Origin of the sequence: Glaciimonas immobilis, assembly GCF_011947285.1 — a bacterium.
Classification (GTDB): Bacteria; Pseudomonadota; Gammaproteobacteria; order Burkholderiales; family Burkholderiaceae_D; genus Glaciimonas; species Glaciimonas immobilis.
Window position 1 is genome coordinate 103,408 of sequence record NZ_JAAOZT010000017.1, and the last position, 17,315, is coordinate 120,722.

The following is a 17,315-nucleotide window of genomic DNA, read 5'->3' on the forward strand; positions in this document are numbered from 1 at the left end:
TTGCGGATTTGACGTTTTATCGTTGACGATTTATTTTTTTACAGCTGTGACGATACGAAATTTAATCTGTACTTCATCGGCAACGACCGACGTGTCTTTCCAGTCGCCCTCCCCTATGCTGAACGCGTTGCGTTTGATCGGCAGCACGCCGTCAAATACGTTAACGCTGCCGTCCTGCTTATAAGTCGCAGCGACCACCACGTCCTGCGTATGGCCTTTGATGGTGAGCTTGCCCGCGACGTCGTATTTGCCCGCGGTACCTTTGATACTGCTTGAGACGAAGGTCGCTTTTGGATACTTAGCCGTATTAAACCAATCCTTGCCGCGCACTTCCTTGTTGTACTCTTCGTCGCCGATATCAAAACTAGCCATGTCGATATCAACTTTGGCAGATGATTGCGCTAACTGTGCGGGGTTAAAATTGACCGTTGCATCAAATTTTTTAAACTTGGCATTCATCGGCACGCCCAGCTGTTTGGCAACGATGCTCACCGCGCTTTTTGCCACGTCCAGTTGCGCCCATGCTGTGTTCGCGATCCAGCCCCCACTGCAAATCAAAGCTAATACGATCACCGATTTTGTACGCAAATTTTTCACTTATACTACTCCTTAATTTTCTCGCCGGAAATACCAATGCCTGCTCATATACCGCATATAAATTTAACGCGCACTGGCATTATTTCAGGAATGGCAGCATGCGGCCCAAGGTGCCGTCGCGGTCAATGAGCTGATGCTTCAGTGCCGCGAGAATGTGCGCTACAACGATAGTCGCCATGAGGTAATTCAGCCACACGTGGGTCGGTGCAAGAATTGTTTTTAACTGATCATTTTTTTCAATGAGCATCGGCATCTTGAACAACCCAAGATACACCACCGGAACACCCGCCGCAGCGCTATAAAGATAACCTGTTACCGGTATCACGATAATCAGAACATAAAGCACCTGATGCACTACATGCGCGGCCTGCTGCTGCCAGCGTGGCATCCCGGGTGGCAAAGCGGGAGCGGGATGCAGGAGTCGCCAGGCAACGCGAATTACCGCTAGACCAAAGATTGTGACGCCTAACCATTTATGCCAGGAAAACAGCTTGAGCTTTTGCGGCGTAAGACCATGAATACCGGTCATATACCAGCCAATTCCAAATGCTGCAAAAATTAATAATCCCACCAGCCAGTGCATGCTAATAGCAGTAGTGGTGTAGCTAGTCGGGCTATTTATATTTTTCATGTATTCATTAATATGCAGGTTGCTGACGGGGCAAGGCCTTGACTGTACCGTAAGTCGCAGAGTTCCGCATCGCCGGAAAACGATTTATTCAAATTTCTTGAATGAAATAACTGGAAGGTAGCAGAACAGGCGCTCTCCGAGGGCTTACGGAGGAAGTTACACACAAATTATCGTACCACGTGACTGTAATAAGCGCGGGGTGACTGCCCGTCAAAGCTTTGCTGCAGATGCACCAAAGCACCGCACGTCATACAATAGCGGTATTGGACTATCAACATCATCATTAATAGCCATATCCCGTTACACCCGCCCCTACCAATCCCACCCAACTTACAAGGGAGTAGTTTCCATGCGCGTAATTGAAATCACAACGCCCGGAGCACCAGAAGTATTACAGGTCCGCGAACGTCCAATGCCGGTGTTTAAAGCGGGCGAGTTACTGATCAAGGTGCACGCTGCAGGTATTAACCGCCCCGACGTGTTTCAGCGTGCTGGCAATTATGCCCCGCCGCCCGGTGCGTCCGACCTGCCTGGCCTGGAGATTGCGGGCGAAGTTGTCGATGGAGACTTCAGTGATACGCCGTTCAAAAGAGGGGATCTGGTTTGTGCACTAGTGCCCGGCGGTGGCTATGCAGAATATTGCACCACGCCGAGCGTTCAGTGTTTGCCGATCCCTAAAGGCTGGACAACGTTAGAGGCCGCCTCTCTGCCTGAGACTTTTTTTACGGTATGGAGCAATGTTTTTGAACGAGCAAAACTGACAGGAAACGAAACCTTACTGGTTCAGGGTGGCAGTTCAGGCATCGGGGCCGCGGCAATACAGATAGCAACTGCGCTAGGGCATAAGGTCTTTGCCACCGCCGGTTCGGACGAAAAATGTCGTGCTTGTGAGGTATTGGGAGCGGTCCGCGCGATTAACTACCGCACTGAAGATTTTGTCGCGGTCATCAAGTCACTAACCGACGGCAAGGGCGTGGATGTCATTCTGGATATGGTGGCGGGGGATTATGTGCCGCGGGAGATCGATTGTCTGGCGGATGATGGCCGACTGGTTTTTATTGCGACCTTGGGTGGGCATAGCGCTAAGCTGGATTTCCGTAAAATCATGATGCGTCGGCTGACGCTAACCGGTTCGACATTACGCCCGCGGCCGATTGCGTTTAAGGGCGCAATCGCTGCGGCCCTTCAGGCGCGGATTTGGCCGTTGCTGGAAGCGGGCAAAATCAAGCCGGTTATTTTTCAGACTTTTCCTTTTGAACAGGCTGCTGACGCGCATGTGTTGATGGAGGGGAGTAGTCATATTGGGAAGATTATGTTGACGATGGATTAGGTTGATAATGATCTTGCAGAACCATATAAACAACCACTAAGGGCTCACATGAAATCTTCAGCAATTTTTACTGCGGCAGGTTTGGGTGCAATTCTGTCGTTGGCAGTGGGCCTGGCCCATGCAGAGGCCATGCGCGTGACTTCCACTTCTTTTTCTGACGGCGGCGTTATGCCCGCCTTGTACGCTGGCGAGGGCCCGGGTTGCGGGGGAAAAGGTATGTCGCCTCAAGTTTCCTGGTCAAATATACCGGCTGGCACCAAATCTGTCGCTATATTGTTATTCGATCCAGATGGCAATAAAGGACTCGGGGTATCGCATTGGGTTGCCTACAATATTGCGAGCGACAGCGGTCAATTGAAAGAAGGTGCAGGACAAGTCGACAGTGCCGAGATCACCGTTGGAAAAAATATCGGTGGTCAAGCTGCCTACCGTGGAGCTTGCCCTCCAGTCGGAGATATTCCACATCATTACGTGATGACAGTCATCGCTTCCGACCTCGCACCGATGAGTCTGCCTAAAGGGCTGAGCCGTGACGAACTGCTGGCGGCGTTAAAAGGCCACACGTTTAATGGGCAAAGTGTCGTGGGCCGATATGGGCACTAATGCTTACGCAATAATTTGCACTGATTAACCTCTTCCCGCAGTAAACAAAAAGCGGCTTTAAGTAGCTTTTTGTTTATTACCATGCGCTTATTGCGTTACTCCATCGGTACGCTGCGATAACGGTTTACGTCGGAGGGGGAGACCAGCGTGGCACTGTTGCCCCATGAATTCCGAATGTACGACACCACCGCAGCGACTTCACTATCTGTGAGATCTTGCGCAAATGGCGGCATGCCATAGGGGCGCGGATTGCCCGCCGTGGTCGGCGCGAAGCCGCCGTACATCACTACCCGTATCGCGTTCACTGCGGACGGCATCGTGATTGCACGATTGCCGCTTAAGGGTGGATAGGCCGGTAGTGCGCCTTTGCCAGAGGTCATGTGGCACGCGACGCAATTGTCTTTGTAGACTTTGGCCCCGAGTGTCAGGACCTGATCAATCTCGTTCGGTCTTGCATACTCTTTCTCCGCCGCCGGTCGCGCATCCGGACGGGGTAAAGTTTTGAGATAAACCGCCATTGCGGTGACATCGTCGTCATGCAAGTACTGCAAACTGGCAGCGACCACTTCTGCCATCGGGCCGAACACCGCACTCCGTGGCGAGACGCCGGTTTTTAACAGTGCAACGATATGCGATATCTCCCAATCGCCCAGACCGACTTCAACGTCCGAGGTCAGGGATGGCGCGTACCAGTTCACTACCGGGATAAAGCCCCCGCCCAATTCACCTTTAAGGTCCAGTCCGCCCAATGCATTACGTGCCGAATGGCAAGCGCTACAATGCCCGAGACCCTGTACCAGATAGGCACCGCGATTCCATTCTACTGATTGAGTACTCTCAGGTTGATACACACCGGGTCGGAAATACAGGGCACGCCAACCGTATAACAGGACGCGATTGTTATACGGAAAACGTAACTGCGGTGCGGAGTTGGATTGCTTTACCGCGGGGATACTTTGCAGGTAAGCAAACATTGCATCCGCGTCTGCACGAGACACTTTTGTGTAGTTGGTATAAGGAAAAGCAGGATACAGCAAACTCCCATCCTTAGACTTGCCGTTGTGGAGCGCTCGCCAAAAATCATTCGCGCTCCAACTGCCGATACCGGTTGCATGATCGGGCGTTAAATTGGGCGCATAGATGGTACCAAACGGGGTCACGATGGCACGACCACCGGCATATTCCGGCCCGCCGCGTACCGTATGGCATGCCATGCAGTCACCCGCGCGCGTCAGGTAAGCCCCGCGCGCTATCTGATCGGTCAATTGGTGCCCCACTAGCGGCGGCGCTGTCTGGTTAGCACGTGGGTCGGCATCGTCCAGATTCAGGATAAATAACCCTCCGAGGACCAGCGCGCCCAGCGCGACCAGACAAGCAAATGCCCATAACAAACGCCGTTTAAACCGTGTCATTCTGTTCTCCGCTTAATTCGGGACGCTGCCACAGGCAAGCGGAAGTTTGGTGAGCAAAGGCGGGACGGCGGCTGCACCTGCCGGTACGGGCTGCGCTGCCAGCCATCCGGCTACCGCGCCAATATCTTCGGCGCTCAGTCGCTTAGCAATCTGCGACATACAATCCGGTGCCGCAGCATGACGCACGCCAGTCTGCCAGGCGCCAATCTGCGCCACCAGATAATCACTCGGCAGACCCAATAGTCCTGGGACCGCTGGCAACACACCGGTCATGGCGTTGCCGTGGCAAGCGATACAGGCAGGGATTTTTTTGGACACGTCACCGTTTTGAACCAGCGTTTGCCCGCGCTTAAAATCTATGGTCGACAAGGTAAATCGCTGAGCGGCGGGATATGGTGGATGTTGATCGGAGAAATACTCTGCAATTTCGTGCAGATAAGCATCCGTCATATGATCGACCATATAAGTCATCATTGGATACTGACGCCGTCCGCTTCGGAAATTAATAAGCTGGTTATATAAATAACCTGCGGGTTTGCCTGCGATACGCGGATAGTATCCATCGCTGGCTGCCCGTCCTTGCTTGCCGTGGCAAGCGGTACAGGCGATTAGGCGCTGTCCGATAGTGTCCGGTACCGGCAAATTATCGACATTTGCGGCAGCCACGTGCGCGCTCATTGCGATGCTGATGCCAATGCCAAGTAAAACCACGTTTTTGTTGATACATGGGACTACATGCCCGACACGAAGTAATCGTGGGACCAAAAAAAATGACATAGTTTGCCCCTCTCCAACGATTGCATACTATAAATGGAGCGGCGCTGCAGACGTGGCTGCGCAACGTATCCCGAACTGTTGTCATCTGCGTCGTTGCCAATGCCTGCCTTGTTACCGACATCAAGGTTAACTCGTGGGCGGGTTAGCGCCCACTTTTGCCGGATGGCGGCATTACCGCATGCCAACAAATGGCAATAAAAAAATAACGTCGCAAACATAACTAATGCGGAAGTATATCAATATTCGTTAAAAAAGCGGTGCGATGTATTGGGCATGCTACGGCGGTTATTCCCAAATGCGCAGCGCGTTGGGGGCGTAAAACAGACAAAATAACCTGCTGGCCGCGCAATTGCGGCACTGCCGCAATTGCAGATCCTGGCAAAACGAACGCGCGTAGCTGTTCATCCCTCACTGGAAAATGCACAGCTGGCCCGTTGCGAGATTAAACCGCACCAATTTAATCTTCACCGATAGCTGAAGCTCCCTGCGCTCCCGGCGATCCTTCCGGTGGCTTTTTGTCGTGCTCGGTAGCCGTTACCAAAGGCTGATCTTTAGCGGGCATTGTCGCATTTGCAAACACCTGCTCCTCAAGAATATCGAGTTGTTGACTGCCATCCAGTGCGTGGCCGAATACCGATCGGCGGGAAGATGGCGAGGCAAGGGAAGTTTGGGAAGTGTGGGAAGTTTCCTTCTTCGCCGGCGTAGCGACTGGATGAGAAGCTGGCTTGATATCGGGCATCATTTCCTCCAATGAGATTTAAGCGGCTTTGGCTGACCGCCATGTGCGTTGTAAATATCGATATATACAACGCCCTTGCTACGCGCGCCACATCTCCTAAAACATGAGCCGTGCATGACTTTAAGTATCCTCTGAATATAAATAATGGCAAGGATTGGCCGTTAAAGGTAAATACAAAACAGTAAAGGAACGTACAAGATTAATGGCGCACGACGGAAAAACACTCTTCTGAACGCAACAACGCCGAAGAGGGCGATCCCTTTTCGGCATTGTCTTTACGTCCTTAAAGCAACACTACATGCGGTAGTTGCTCTAAACGGTAATTGAGGCGGTACTTAATACAATATTGCATCAGATGACATCAAAGAATCAGCGGTCATCATCCTCGTCCTCATACCGAGGCCCGTAACCGCCGTTTTGATAATAAACAGGCCGTGAATAGCCCCTTGCCTGTGGGTAATATACCTGAGGCGCTGGTTGATAATAGACCGGCTCAGGGCGCACATACACAGGAACCGGTCTGTCGTAATATCCGCTTTGCTGACGATAATATTCGCCCCGATCATCGTAACCGCGGTCATACCCGCGATCGTCCCCGCCGCGTGCCGAAGCGCCCACTGCCGCACCCAACACGCTACCTATAATTGCGCCATTTCGGCCACCCAATGCGCCACCAATAGCGGCCCCGGCCACACCACCTACAACTAGATTTACACCCTGATCGTACGCCAGCGCCGAAACAGAGGTTGTAGTTGCGGCAGCGATAAACAGCGCAGAAAAAATCACTTTTTTGGTTAACATGAGGTAGTCCTTTCAGTATCGAAGTTAAGCGCACTACTGGCTTACAAGCCTGCATTGCTGACGCTTCAAAAACACTCGCCGAAGAGATTGAAATAACCAAACAGCGATCCGATGAAATGACTATAACAGCGTTATTGATACATCTATTGACCCGACACAGACTATTACACTCACACCACGAGAGTTACGATTGAGTACATTTACTCACATCGCTGACGCGTGACCCCCTAACGTGGGACAGGGCAACAGAATTTCTAGTGATAGGCCTTGCCGGAAAAGTCCTACAAAGAAATAAGCGGTCGGCCTATTCCAGCGGCATCTTTAAAAGCCAAATATAGGATGGCTGGTAATCCTTCTTACCGGCTCGGCTCTACCGCGATCGGGAGACGGTTTCCGGTAAGATTTCACCCCTTAAAGGATGCATTATGAGAAACGTACACAATATTTTAGTCGGTGCCCTTACTTTAGCATTAGTAACTTCCCTAGGTGGTTGCGGCAGCATGACACACCGGGGTGTGGATACAGCCGTGGGCGCGGGTGTGGGCGGCGTTGCCGGTGCTGCTCTTACGGGCGGCAGTGCGCTTGGCACTGTTGGCGGTGCGGCGGTGGGAGGCGTTATCGGAAATCAGGTCGGAAAGTAAAGGGGCGACATGAATGCGACATACAGGCAACATACAGGAAACATACGCGCGATATAAAAGCAACATACTAGGAACATAAAGCGCCCTATAATTTACGCAAAAGTCCTGCAAATAGGTGGGCCGGTGAACCTGCCTGGCCCCTATAAGTTATCTAGTGGCGATTGCCTTCATTAAATTATCAACAACTCCGTACCGCCCTCTGGCGCTACGGAGTTGTTACGAGAGATCCCTCATTTTTAATACAATCTGGATTAGTGTAACTTCACAGACGGTTTAGCATGTTTCATCAAGCTACTCGCTGCAGCGGTCACCCCGGTACGAATAGGACCAAGCAACGCATTTAGATGCATCAGATGCAGGCTGGTGTACATCATGCGCGCAAAAAAGCCATCAACAAACCAGCCCAATTTGGACAGCGATCCCATCAATGTTCCGACTGAAGTGCTTCTCCCGAACGAGACCAGCGACCCATGATCGGTATAAACGTACGTTGCGCTGCTGGCGACCTGACCCTTTGATTCACGCATAAACAATGCGACCAAATAATCCGCTTGCTGGTGGGCGGCCTGCGCGCGCGGTGGCACTAAGCGGCCGTCGGCACTGACCGACGCGGCGCAATCCCCCAAAGCAAAAATATGTTGGCACCCCTCGACGCGCAATGCGCCGTCAACCTTCAACTGACCGGAATTAGTTACGGGCAATCCCAAAGTTTTTAGTAAATCCGGTGCCTTGATTCCCGCTGACCAGACGCATAAATCTGACGGATAATTATTACCGTTTGAGTCCGTGACAAATTTGTCGGCAATACTGGCGACGCGGCAATTGGTGACCACGCGCACGTCGCGCTCCCGGAGTAATTTGGTGGCGGCGTTGGCAACCCGCTCTGGCAGCGGCGCCAACAACCGGGGGGCGCCTTCGAGAATAGTAATGCGCACGTCCTTATCCGGATGCAAGCGTGGAAAATCGTAGTCGGTATACACGGCGCTAGCTTCGCGCAACTCTGCCGCTAGTTCGACGCCGGTAGCGCCGCCGCCCACAATCACGATGTCAATCCCGGCGTCAGGCGTATGTTCTTTTTTCAGATCAGCCAACGCTAATAATTTAAGCAGACGTCTGCGGAAGTACTCCGCATCCGCCGTTGAATTAAGCGAAATCGTATTTTCTTCTGCGCCAGTCAAACCAAAGTAATTCGAAACGCTGCCGACCGCAATCACTAGTCTGCCAAACGCAATTTGACGCGGTGGGACAATCTCTGATCCAGCCTCGTCATTAATTGCATCCACCGTAATCGTGCTGCTTGGCGCATCCAGAGCGGTCATCGCACCGTAAATAAAGCGAAAGTTATTATCATGGGCCAGCATCTGATAAGACAAACCTTCCTGATGAATGTCGCGGGTTCCTGCGGCGACCTCATGCAGCGATGGCTTCCAGATATGAAATAACGTGCGGTCGATCAATGTGACATGACCGTGCCCCAATTTGCGCCCTAATTTACAGGCCAACTCAAGCCCCCCCGCGCCACCGCCGACGATGACGACTTCCTGAGAACTTGCTACCGCCATTTTAGCAACCTGCGCTAGCGCCAAACTATCAATTTCATTCGACATCAAATATTCCTTCAGTTAATACGTTACTTCTTCAGTTCATCGAATTTAGGACTTACGCAAAACCGCCCCCGAGTGGCGTACTTTCCTTATCGCCAATCCAGCTCGACACTTACCTGCTGTTTGCTTGGGAAGCAGTGGAAACCCGTTGTTGGGACAATTTTGCGTAAGGCCTAGCGTTACATGGTAATGGTGCTGGAACGTGCTAAAACGGGCAAGACTAAAGGGCGCGCATGGTCTGATACCAGTTCATAACCTATTATTAACGTCATTAATGAAAAGAAGCAACAGAATCGGTATAAACTGAATCTCAAATCCCACATTTTTGTAGAAAACCCAGACAATGGTCCGCATTTAAATGACTCCACGGTGCACATAGTTTTACTTTAACTTTCGGAGGCGGGTCACAGAAGGACCCCCAGACTCTATAGTTCTCTTATGGATAGATGGCTGGTTACTGCTATCAGTCTGGGCTATGATAAAGGAACGACCACCACCGGAGGGCAAAATGTACCGAAAAATTCTTGTCGCCTACAACGGCACACCAGAAAGTCGCTGCGCGTTAAACGCTTGTATTCGCCTGGCCCCGGGCGCGGAGGTCGAGGTACATCTACTGGGTGTGATCAACCTCGCCACCTATTTGATGGCGGGAGAATTTGTCGCAGAATCTGCTATTACGTCAGAAAAAGCGCTATTAGAAAAAGAATTGACCAACGGGCATAAAATGCTGAGCGATGTCGGCCTGAAGGTCATTACACATTTCGAGAGTGGTGAACCGATAAACGTCATTAGCGATCTGGTAACACAACTGGGTATTGATCTTGTTATTATTGCCCATTCTCGCAAGAAGCCATTGGCGCTGCGATGGTGGCGCGGTTCGACTGACAGCCTGCTGGTGGAGAAAGTGCCGTGCAGTATATTAGTAGCGTCCGACGGTTAAACCTGATGCTAACGTCCTACCGCGCAAGACGGGACGGAAATTTTTTTGACATACTTCCTCACGGCAGACTAATCGTTGCGGTTTGAGTATTGTTAATTGTTCTCACTTGGGTGTTCGCCATTTTTTGCAAATAAAATGTAAAAAAAATCGCTCGCATCGGTCACTCACAATTAATGTAAGGACTTGATGCGAGCGGTTACTATGTCTTACCTACCAAAGCAAGCATAGGCAATTAACGCCCTTTTTGCGTACTTTTCACAGATTCTTTTACGTCGCCGACGCCTTTCTGTACTTTGCCGGAGATTTGCTTCTCCACGCCCTTAGCTTCCTGAGTAGAGCTTCCGGTAACTTTGCCGGCCGTCTCCTGGACTTTGCCTGCGGCTCCTTTGATAGTGCCCTTAACTTGATCTTTGTTCATTTTCAACTCCTAAGTGATGAATTACACTAGGGGAATTCAGCGCCGCTAATATGCATTTAGCTGAATATAACCTGGCCCGATACAAACAAAGGATCTCGGCAGAATTTCCGCCGCGAAATCCAAACCCCTGAATGTACGCAAAGGATAGTAAATGGGCGCGCTGTATGCCATCAGACATACGCTTAAAATCATGTAGGAAATTATGAGGACCGGTAGATACGTCTCTTAATCGTTTCTGCCATTTCATAAGGTTGACGAATTAACGCGCGCGTTAAGCGGCACCTGGATTTCGACTATCGTACCCTTTCCGATTCCGTTGACGTGACCGGATTGGAAGATCACCTGTCCGCCCAGAAAGCTGGCGCGTTCCTTCAGACCCCGCAGTCCGTAGGTATGCATATTTTCTACACGCTCTTGTGACATCCCTATTCCGTCGTCCGACACTGTGAGCGCGAGGCGATCTTCATCAACATCCAGCACCACGGTAACCTTGCTTGCCTGTGCATGCTTGGCCACGTTATTGAGAATTTCTTGCAGCATGCGATACACGGCAATCTCGATTTTATGATTGATCGATACGGTTTCATCCGGCAAACTCACACGGCAAACTATGTCTGTACGTTGCCCAAAATCCTCGACTTGCTCCGTAATAGCCGCCTTCAGTCCGAACAGATCCAGCATATTTGGGCGTAATTCGGTTTGGATTCTGCGCGTTGTCGCTACCAGAGATTGCATTAAATCTTGAATGCGACGCTGGCGCTCTTCCCACATGGCACTATCCGGCAGAACTTTATAAACACCCTCCAAATGCATGCTTAATGCAGTAAGTGCGGCACCCATGTTATCGTGCAGTTCGCGCGCGATCGCGCGCTTTTCTTCTTCGCGAACATCTTCAATGTGGTTCGTCAGATCGCGTAGCATCGCGGTCCGTTGAAAAATGGTGCGCTCTAATTCCGACTCCCGACGTCTAAGCGAGTCCTCAGCCTGCTTACGTTCGGTAATATCGGTGGCGATTCCGACGACGCCCATTATCTTGCCCTGTGAGTCCGACCATGGTGCTTTTGTAACCTGAAAAGTCACCACGCCGGTCTTGAATAATATCGTTTGTTCTTTGGTGTGAGAGACGCCAGCTTGCATGATCTCAACGTCATCGTGGTCGATTCGATCTGCATCCTCACGCCGCAAGAACAGATCGCGGCTGCGGCGCAGCTTTGCTTCGCTCCAGCTCAAGCCGAATTGCCTTAAGCAGGCCGGATTGGCAAATATCAAATTGCCGGTCCTGTTTTTAACAAAAATTGGGTCGTTGGTATTGTCGCTCACAGCGATCAGTAAGGCGCTTGCTTCCGCTAGTTCAGCTGCACTGTTGAGACGTGCGCTATATTCACGATCAACGTTACCGGCAGTACGCCAGAATATAAACAAAAACAAACCGCCACCTATCAACGTCAGTAAAGGGGCGACCAAATTATAATCGTACAGTCTTTGCCGCGCGCCCCAATCGGCTAACCAGTTCAACACCGCTAGCAGGAGCAGCATCTGTGGTAACGAGCGGCGGAGCATTTGTCCACCAGGTGCCTGACGCGTAATAATGCCCATCAATAAATGGCGGGGGCGCGACATGAGTAATGCGACACCAAAAAGTAGAAAACACAGCGTTACCGCCAACGGGACTGGCCTGACGTATAACATTTGCTTCATGACGTCGACATTGTACAAATACCCAAATAGGGGAATAGCGCTGAAGAAAATCAACGTACTTGCCAAATATTCGGCGGGGTAATGATGATGCGTAGTGTGGTAATCGAGGACTAATAATGCCAAACCGGAGAAGACGAAGGCAACTGCAGTGAAAGGGTGCATCCCGGTAAAATTGGGGCTGGAACTCCAGGGGAAAAATAAAATAAATTGATCAAAGTCGCCGGAAGAACCCGTTGCCAGCTGCGCTAGCACCAACATCGCGGGCAATAACATAAACATCGCTAATGCTCTTGCCAGAAATTTGACCGGCTTGCTATTGGCCCCCGGTGCACATTGCAATAAAAGACTAGCGCCTCCGCATAAAACCCCCATGACGATATTGGGATGCAAACCGCTGAGTGCCCCCAAAACGTGTTTTCCCATGACACCATAATGCGCCACCAGCAGTGCTATGAAGGCAAACGCCATCACCACCAATGTCAACGTTATTGCAGCTGCAACTGTGCGGGACACATAAACCCCGGAGAGCGCAAATCGCTCCAGTGCGCGACTTTTTAGCAAGTAATGGTAATGAGGATGATCGTCACGCTCATCGCTTGGGGCGGTTGTATGGGCCAGCTTTTTTTTATTCATATATCTCCTGCCCATGTCGCCGCACGTTATCAAGCGACCTTTGAGTAGCCCTTCTAATTTGTCGGTTCTTATGTGTCGGTTCTGATGTATGGATGGTGGGGTTATGAGCTATAACTTTTCTACCTATAGTTTTATATTTTTTTGCTGCCGTCCCGTAAATATTGCTTATCCACCCGCTACGTCACTAGCCTAAGTCGCATGAGCGATTCACAAGAGTAATTCACACGTTAACAAAAGGGCATCACGAGATTTCGTCAGTTAACGATGGCATGTATAGCACAAAATAACCCTGACATTTCAGAGATGCAATAAAATTCAAGTATATTTGGCACTGAAATCGTTGTAAATGAACTCCAAAGCATCACAGGTAATACCTGCCAAAATACTTGGATTATTATCGGCGGGTTGGGATCCGGATGAAAGGATGGCGCGTTATGGCACTAACTCAAGAGAAGCACGTGGAACGAAGGATTTATCGACTGTTCGAACCAAGTTCTTCGAGCAACGTCCGTAATTTGGAGAACTCAGATGTTTTGTCGAAAAAGAAACGCACACCATATTGCTCGCCGGCGCGACGGTACACCTGACTAACGTTGTTACTGAATATAATTTTGAGGTTATCGAGAAACTTGTTCGATTTAGAAAGAGTCTTCAAAAGACTCATGCCGTTACCTTGTTTCAATTCAATATCCAGAATCAAAATATCATAAGGTTCTGCATCTATCTTCTTCAATGCGTCGTTTTCTTCCTCAGAAAAACCAGCTAACGTCACCCCTTGAATACCTTCAACGGTTTCAATAATCCACTCTCTGACATCAGTTGAATCTTCCACCAAAAAAATACGCAATGGCACTGTGCGGGCTTCTTTTGACGGCAAAGCGACAGTAGTTTTCATATCATTTCACAGATTTCAAATAGCATCCATAAGGGTACTTACAGAATTAAGATGAACCTCTTGGCGAGGGGAGATAAGTTATACAAATCATTCTTTTATGCCGCACGTACGTCAAACGTAGCGGCATTACCAAGCAGGCCGCGCTGGCAAATAAACCGCGCTAACCTATTTTGATTTGCAGTGCGACTAAAACCGTTGCTGGGATATTTTGTTTAACGCGGGAAAAAACTTAACACTTTTCGCAAAAATTCCTTCCTCATATTTCGCTACAGAAACGCCGAAATACTCAGCCTCAGTTTAGCAACCAACTTTTTAAGTATCAACTATTAATCGATCAAATTGTTCTTGATGGCGTAATAAATCATGTCTGCGTTACTTGTCATACTCATCTTTTGCAGCACCCTGGTACGATAGGTACTCACGGTTTTAACACTAAGACATAATTCATCGGCAATCTTGGTGACGCCTTCACCCTGACTTAATTTATAAAAAATCTCGTACTCCCGTTCAGACAATAACTCATGCAACGGTTTTTGGTCATCACTGTCAGGTTCTGCAGTTAACAATTCCGCTACCCCGTAACTAATATATTTATGCCCTTCTAATATAGTATTAATCGCCTTCACCAGTTCCGTTGCTAACGCTTCTTTTTGAACGTAGCCATTTGCCCCGCTCCGTAAAACCTGCACCGCGTAGCGACTCTCCGGATGCATGCTCAAAATGAGCACAGGTAGTTTAGGTTTCTCACGTTTAATCTGTTTTAATACCTCCACCCCACTTTTATCAGGCATTGCGATATCCAATAATACGATATCCCAATCTTGTGCGCGCACCAGGCGAATCGCTTCTTCCGCGCTCGCCGCTTCGCCGCCTATTTCCATATTCGGCACATCGGCAATAAAGTAATGGACGCCTGCGCGGACCACAGCATGGTCGTCAACCACCAATATTTTTATCATAGATTCAATAATCGCTGTATACGGACTTTGGTGTACGTTCGGGTTACGGGTTACGGGTTACCGTGTGACCTTAACATTCGCCAGGAATTTTAATCGAACATTTCGTCGACCTTCAACGCTGCCTTTCTAGCGCAATCTGGTGGACTTAACAGGAAGTCATTACGCTCGAACAAAGGAAAAAATTAAAGCGTTCCCCTGCAAAATCAATAAGCAACCAAATATCCGTCTCTCACTCGATTCCACTATATTTGCACCTGCTTTTTACAAGAACCGGGAGTCTTCTTACGAAGCTCCCGGCGCGTCCATCCTGATCGAACTCGTCCGCCGGTTTACCTCATTCAAATAATGCCTCCTCCAGCTCACAGGCTTACGTTACTGCATACATTATTTAAGCCGTATGTCGTTTTTGACTGATTGAACGCCCTTAACGCCTGCGGCCACGTTACCTGCTATCGCAGCATCCTGGCGAGCCGCCACAAAACCACTTAACTGTACAACACCTTTGAAGGTTTCAACATTAATTTCAGCGCTCTTCAACGTTGGCTCATTGAAAATGGCGGCTTTAACCTTAGTAGTAATCACGGCATCATCGACGTATGCTCCAGTACCTTCGTGCGTTGCTGTCGAGGCACAGCCTGCTAACGACAACATAAAAAGCGCAAAAAAGAAACCCGCAAAACGTTTTGTGATTGATGTCATATGTTTCTCCCAAACGTAAAAAATAAGATGTGTGTGATTATTTTAAAACTTGCCAGACCATTTTTTAGTTTTCATGGACTTTCTAGTTCCGTTTTCTTGACCTGGCCATGTACCACGTAGAGGATTAACTACAATATTCCCTATAAAAAATAAACGGTGGGACTCAGGGACGATAGTCCTTCCTGCTTTCTTCGAACGCCCTGATTTGCTTCTCTGCTTCGTCCTTATTGACTCCGTAAGCTTCCTGAATTTTTCCAGACAGGTCATCGCGTTTGCCTGCAATCATATCGATATGATCGTCAGTCAGCCTACCCCACTGCTGTTTCACCTGACCCTTTATTTGTTTCCAATTACCCTCAATAATGTCCCAATTCAATACGTTCTCCTAAAAGGGTGGTTCATTTCTGGTAGCATTCCTGAATGTGACAATGATTTATCGCACGTTGGGCATTAACATACAACGGATGGGTTACTACCGCTACGCAAATACTTAGCGAATGAATCCGCTCAAACCCTCTGCCCGCTTTAGGCTGGCAAAGCGGGCCAGCGGCGTGTCAGCCGAGCAAATCCCGCATGTCGTCTGCGTGTTCCTCTTCGACCGCCATAATATTAACTAACATATGTCGCGTTGTAGGATCGGTGTCACCGATGCGCTCAATCATTTGGCGATAGGTTTCGATCGCGATACGCTCCGCGATCAGATTGGCCTTAATCATACTGACAATATCTTCCGAATCATCATATTCAGCATGACTTCGCTCCCTCAATCCTGCGGGATTGAAATCGGGCTTACCGTTCAATTGCACGATACGTTCTGCAATCATGTCCGCATGACCGGACTCTTCACCCGCGTGTACCAAAAATTCTGCTTTTATGGCTGTATTTTCCATACCGCTAGCGGTGAAATAATGGCGTTTATAGCGCATAACACACACCAACTCGGTAGCCAGAGCACTATTCAGCAATGCGATGACTTCTTCCCGGTTCCCCTGATAGCCGGACGTCACTGCACCGTCATCAAGTTTGTTTGCCGCGGCACGAATGGCTGCGGTATCAATAGGTGTTGCGGTGGTTAATTTAGGTTTGGCAATTGGACTGCTGTCATTTTGGTCGCTCATATATTTTCCATCCTTTTGACTTAATTGAATGACCAATATCAAGAGCAACTATTGGTCTGCTTTTTGGCGAAATCTGATTGCTGCCAGACGGTCCGAGCATCCTATTTTTTTGCGATGCATACGCCCGTAAGGAGTCCAAGAGCGAGCGAAATGGCGATAACGCGCCATGGATTTTCGTGAACGTACTCGTCCGTGGTCGCCACTACTTCGCGACCGCTCTCCATCGCTGAACTTTGCAATTGCTGCGCTTTACTTAGGGTATCGTCTAGTAATCCGATCCCCTTATTGATAAGAGCACTGGCTTTATCGCCCGACTCAGAGGAGGCCTCACGCAGAGCTTTTTGCGCTTCGCGAACGAGCTTCTGCAAATCATTCTCAACATTTTTTAACGCAGTTTTTTGCATATATTCTCTCTTTGATAGTCTCTCTTTGGTTATTGCTTTGACTATTAGCAGTAGCTTTCGGCTAGCGTGCTAATTTTTATTTTAATATCAGAGTTAGTACCCATCATTTCGCGGGCCGACTTTGACCGGAAACCGGCCCAATGCATAGGCCAACGTTGACGTGACGTAACAATTCTAGCAACGAGGGATATTGCCCGACATAGGACAGCTGCTGATTTTTTTGTAGGACAAACGGGAAGGTTAAGCGTGAGGCTTTAGCGGGACGTGACCGGTGGGACCGGAGCAGAAGGCAACGAGGTCAATTTACGTTAAAAAAATAAAGGTAAAAGGGACTATCAACAATAACAAGCAGTGAGCTTTTTGGAGGTCAACGTGCCCCGATATTATGGGCGCGCATCTCGGCAGACGCGCGCAGG

Annotated in this window: 19 protein-coding genes; 4 read left to right on the forward strand and 15 right to left on the reverse strand. The window is 49.5% G+C overall.

Annotation, left to right across the window (positions count from 1 at the left end):
- Positions 1-30: 30 nt before the first annotated feature.
- Together HAV38_RS20345 and HAV38_RS20350 are read right to left on the reverse strand one after the other, a co-directional pair.
- A complete protein-coding gene (locus HAV38_RS20345; RefSeq protein ID WP_168057224.1) occupies positions 31-597 on the reverse strand; it encodes a YceI family protein in 567 nt (188 codons plus the stop codon).
- A gap of 79 nt (positions 598-676) precedes the next feature.
- Positions 677-1,228: a cytochrome b gene (locus tag HAV38_RS20350; protein ID WP_168057225.1), complete on the reverse strand. Its 552-nt coding sequence runs from the start codon at positions 1,226-1,228 to the stop codon at positions 677-679.
- Positions 1,229-1,577: 349 nt separating this feature from the next.
- On the opposite strand from HAV38_RS20350, the gene HAV38_RS20355 reads away from it, so the two are divergent.
- The gene (locus HAV38_RS20355; protein WP_168057226.1) at positions 1,578-2,558 is read left to right on the forward strand and encodes an NAD(P)H-quinone oxidoreductase; all 981 of its coding nucleotides are present in this window, start codon (positions 1,578-1,580) and stop codon (positions 2,556-2,558) included.
- A 48-nt stretch (positions 2,559-2,606) separates the two neighbouring features.
- Complete coding sequence (locus tag HAV38_RS20360; protein WP_168057227.1) at positions 2,607-3,161, forward strand: YbhB/YbcL family Raf kinase inhibitor-like protein; 555 nt, start codon at positions 2,607-2,609, stop codon at positions 3,159-3,161.
- A gap of 95 nt (positions 3,162-3,256) precedes the next feature.
- Here the strand turns inward: HAV38_RS20360 and HAV38_RS20365 are convergent, their stop codons facing one another.
- The 4 genes from HAV38_RS20365 to HAV38_RS20380 form a co-directional block, all read right to left on the reverse strand.
- Positions 3,257-4,573, reverse strand: coding sequence for a c-type cytochrome (locus HAV38_RS20365; protein WP_168057228.1), 1,317 nt, complete (start codon positions 4,571-4,573; stop codon positions 3,257-3,259).
- A 12-nt stretch (positions 4,574-4,585) separates the two neighbouring features.
- A complete protein-coding gene (locus HAV38_RS20370) occupies positions 4,586-5,251 on the reverse strand; it encodes a c-type cytochrome (RefSeq protein ID WP_168057322.1) in 666 nt (221 codons plus the stop codon).
- A 556-nt stretch (positions 5,252-5,807) separates the two neighbouring features.
- A complete protein-coding gene (locus HAV38_RS20375; protein WP_168057229.1) occupies positions 5,808-6,092 on the reverse strand; it encodes a hypothetical protein in 285 nt (94 codons plus the stop codon).
- A gap of 366 nt (positions 6,093-6,458) precedes the next feature.
- On the reverse strand, positions 6,459-6,890 hold the full coding sequence (locus HAV38_RS20380) for a hypothetical protein (RefSeq protein WP_168057230.1): 432 nt from the start codon (positions 6,888-6,890) through the stop codon (positions 6,459-6,461).
- 425 nt (positions 6,891-7,315) lie between these two features.
- Here HAV38_RS20380 and HAV38_RS20385 point away from each other — a divergent pair, with 425 nt between their 5' ends.
- Complete coding sequence (locus HAV38_RS20385; RefSeq protein WP_168057231.1) at positions 7,316-7,531, forward strand: glycine zipper 2TM domain-containing protein; 216 nt, start codon at positions 7,316-7,318, stop codon at positions 7,529-7,531.
- A 251-nt stretch (positions 7,532-7,782) separates the two neighbouring features.
- Here HAV38_RS20385 and HAV38_RS20390 read toward each other — a convergent pair whose 3' ends face one another.
- The gene (locus tag HAV38_RS20390) at positions 7,783-9,138 is read right to left on the reverse strand and encodes an NAD(P)/FAD-dependent oxidoreductase (protein WP_375791692.1); all 1,356 of its coding nucleotides are present in this window, start codon (positions 9,136-9,138) and stop codon (positions 7,783-7,785) included.
- A 505-nt stretch (positions 9,139-9,643) separates the two neighbouring features.
- Between HAV38_RS20390 and HAV38_RS20395 the strand changes: the two genes are divergently transcribed.
- Complete coding sequence (locus HAV38_RS20395) at positions 9,644-10,075, forward strand: universal stress protein (protein WP_168057232.1); 432 nt, start codon at positions 9,644-9,646, stop codon at positions 10,073-10,075.
- 232 nt (positions 10,076-10,307) lie between these two features.
- Here the strand turns inward: HAV38_RS20395 and HAV38_RS20400 are convergent, their stop codons facing one another.
- From HAV38_RS20400 to HAV38_RS20435, 8 genes are all read right to left on the reverse strand, one after another.
- A complete protein-coding gene (locus HAV38_RS20400; protein ID WP_168057233.1) occupies positions 10,308-10,493 on the reverse strand; it encodes a CsbD family protein in 186 nt (61 codons plus the stop codon).
- Between the two features lie 243 nt (positions 10,494-10,736).
- Positions 10,737-12,824, reverse strand: coding sequence for a sensor histidine kinase (locus HAV38_RS20405; protein ID WP_168057234.1), 2,088 nt, complete (start codon positions 12,822-12,824; stop codon positions 10,737-10,739).
- Between the two features lie 472 nt (positions 12,825-13,296).
- Entirely contained in the window at positions 13,297-13,719 is a 423-nt protein-coding gene (locus HAV38_RS20410) for a response regulator (protein WP_168057235.1), read from the reverse strand.
- Between the two features lie 326 nt (positions 13,720-14,045).
- A complete protein-coding gene (locus HAV38_RS20415; RefSeq protein ID WP_168057236.1) occupies positions 14,046-14,678 on the reverse strand; it encodes a response regulator in 633 nt (210 codons plus the stop codon).
- A gap of 384 nt (positions 14,679-15,062) precedes the next feature.
- On the reverse strand, positions 15,063-15,377 hold the full coding sequence (locus tag HAV38_RS20420) for a BON domain-containing protein (RefSeq protein ID WP_168057237.1): 315 nt from the start codon (positions 15,375-15,377) through the stop codon (positions 15,063-15,065).
- 163 nt (positions 15,378-15,540) lie between these two features.
- Positions 15,541-15,753, reverse strand: coding sequence for a CsbD family protein (locus HAV38_RS20425; RefSeq protein WP_168057238.1), 213 nt, complete (start codon positions 15,751-15,753; stop codon positions 15,541-15,543).
- A 178-nt stretch (positions 15,754-15,931) separates the two neighbouring features.
- Positions 15,932-16,495, reverse strand: coding sequence for a ferritin-like domain-containing protein (locus tag HAV38_RS20430; protein WP_168057239.1), 564 nt, complete (start codon positions 16,493-16,495; stop codon positions 15,932-15,934).
- A gap of 101 nt (positions 16,496-16,596) precedes the next feature.
- Positions 16,597-16,899 (reverse strand): ElaB/YgaM/YqjD family protein, encoded by a 303-nt coding sequence (locus HAV38_RS20435; protein WP_168057240.1) that lies wholly within the window; start codon positions 16,897-16,899, stop codon positions 16,597-16,599.
- Positions 16,900-17,315: the final 416 nt, after the last annotated feature.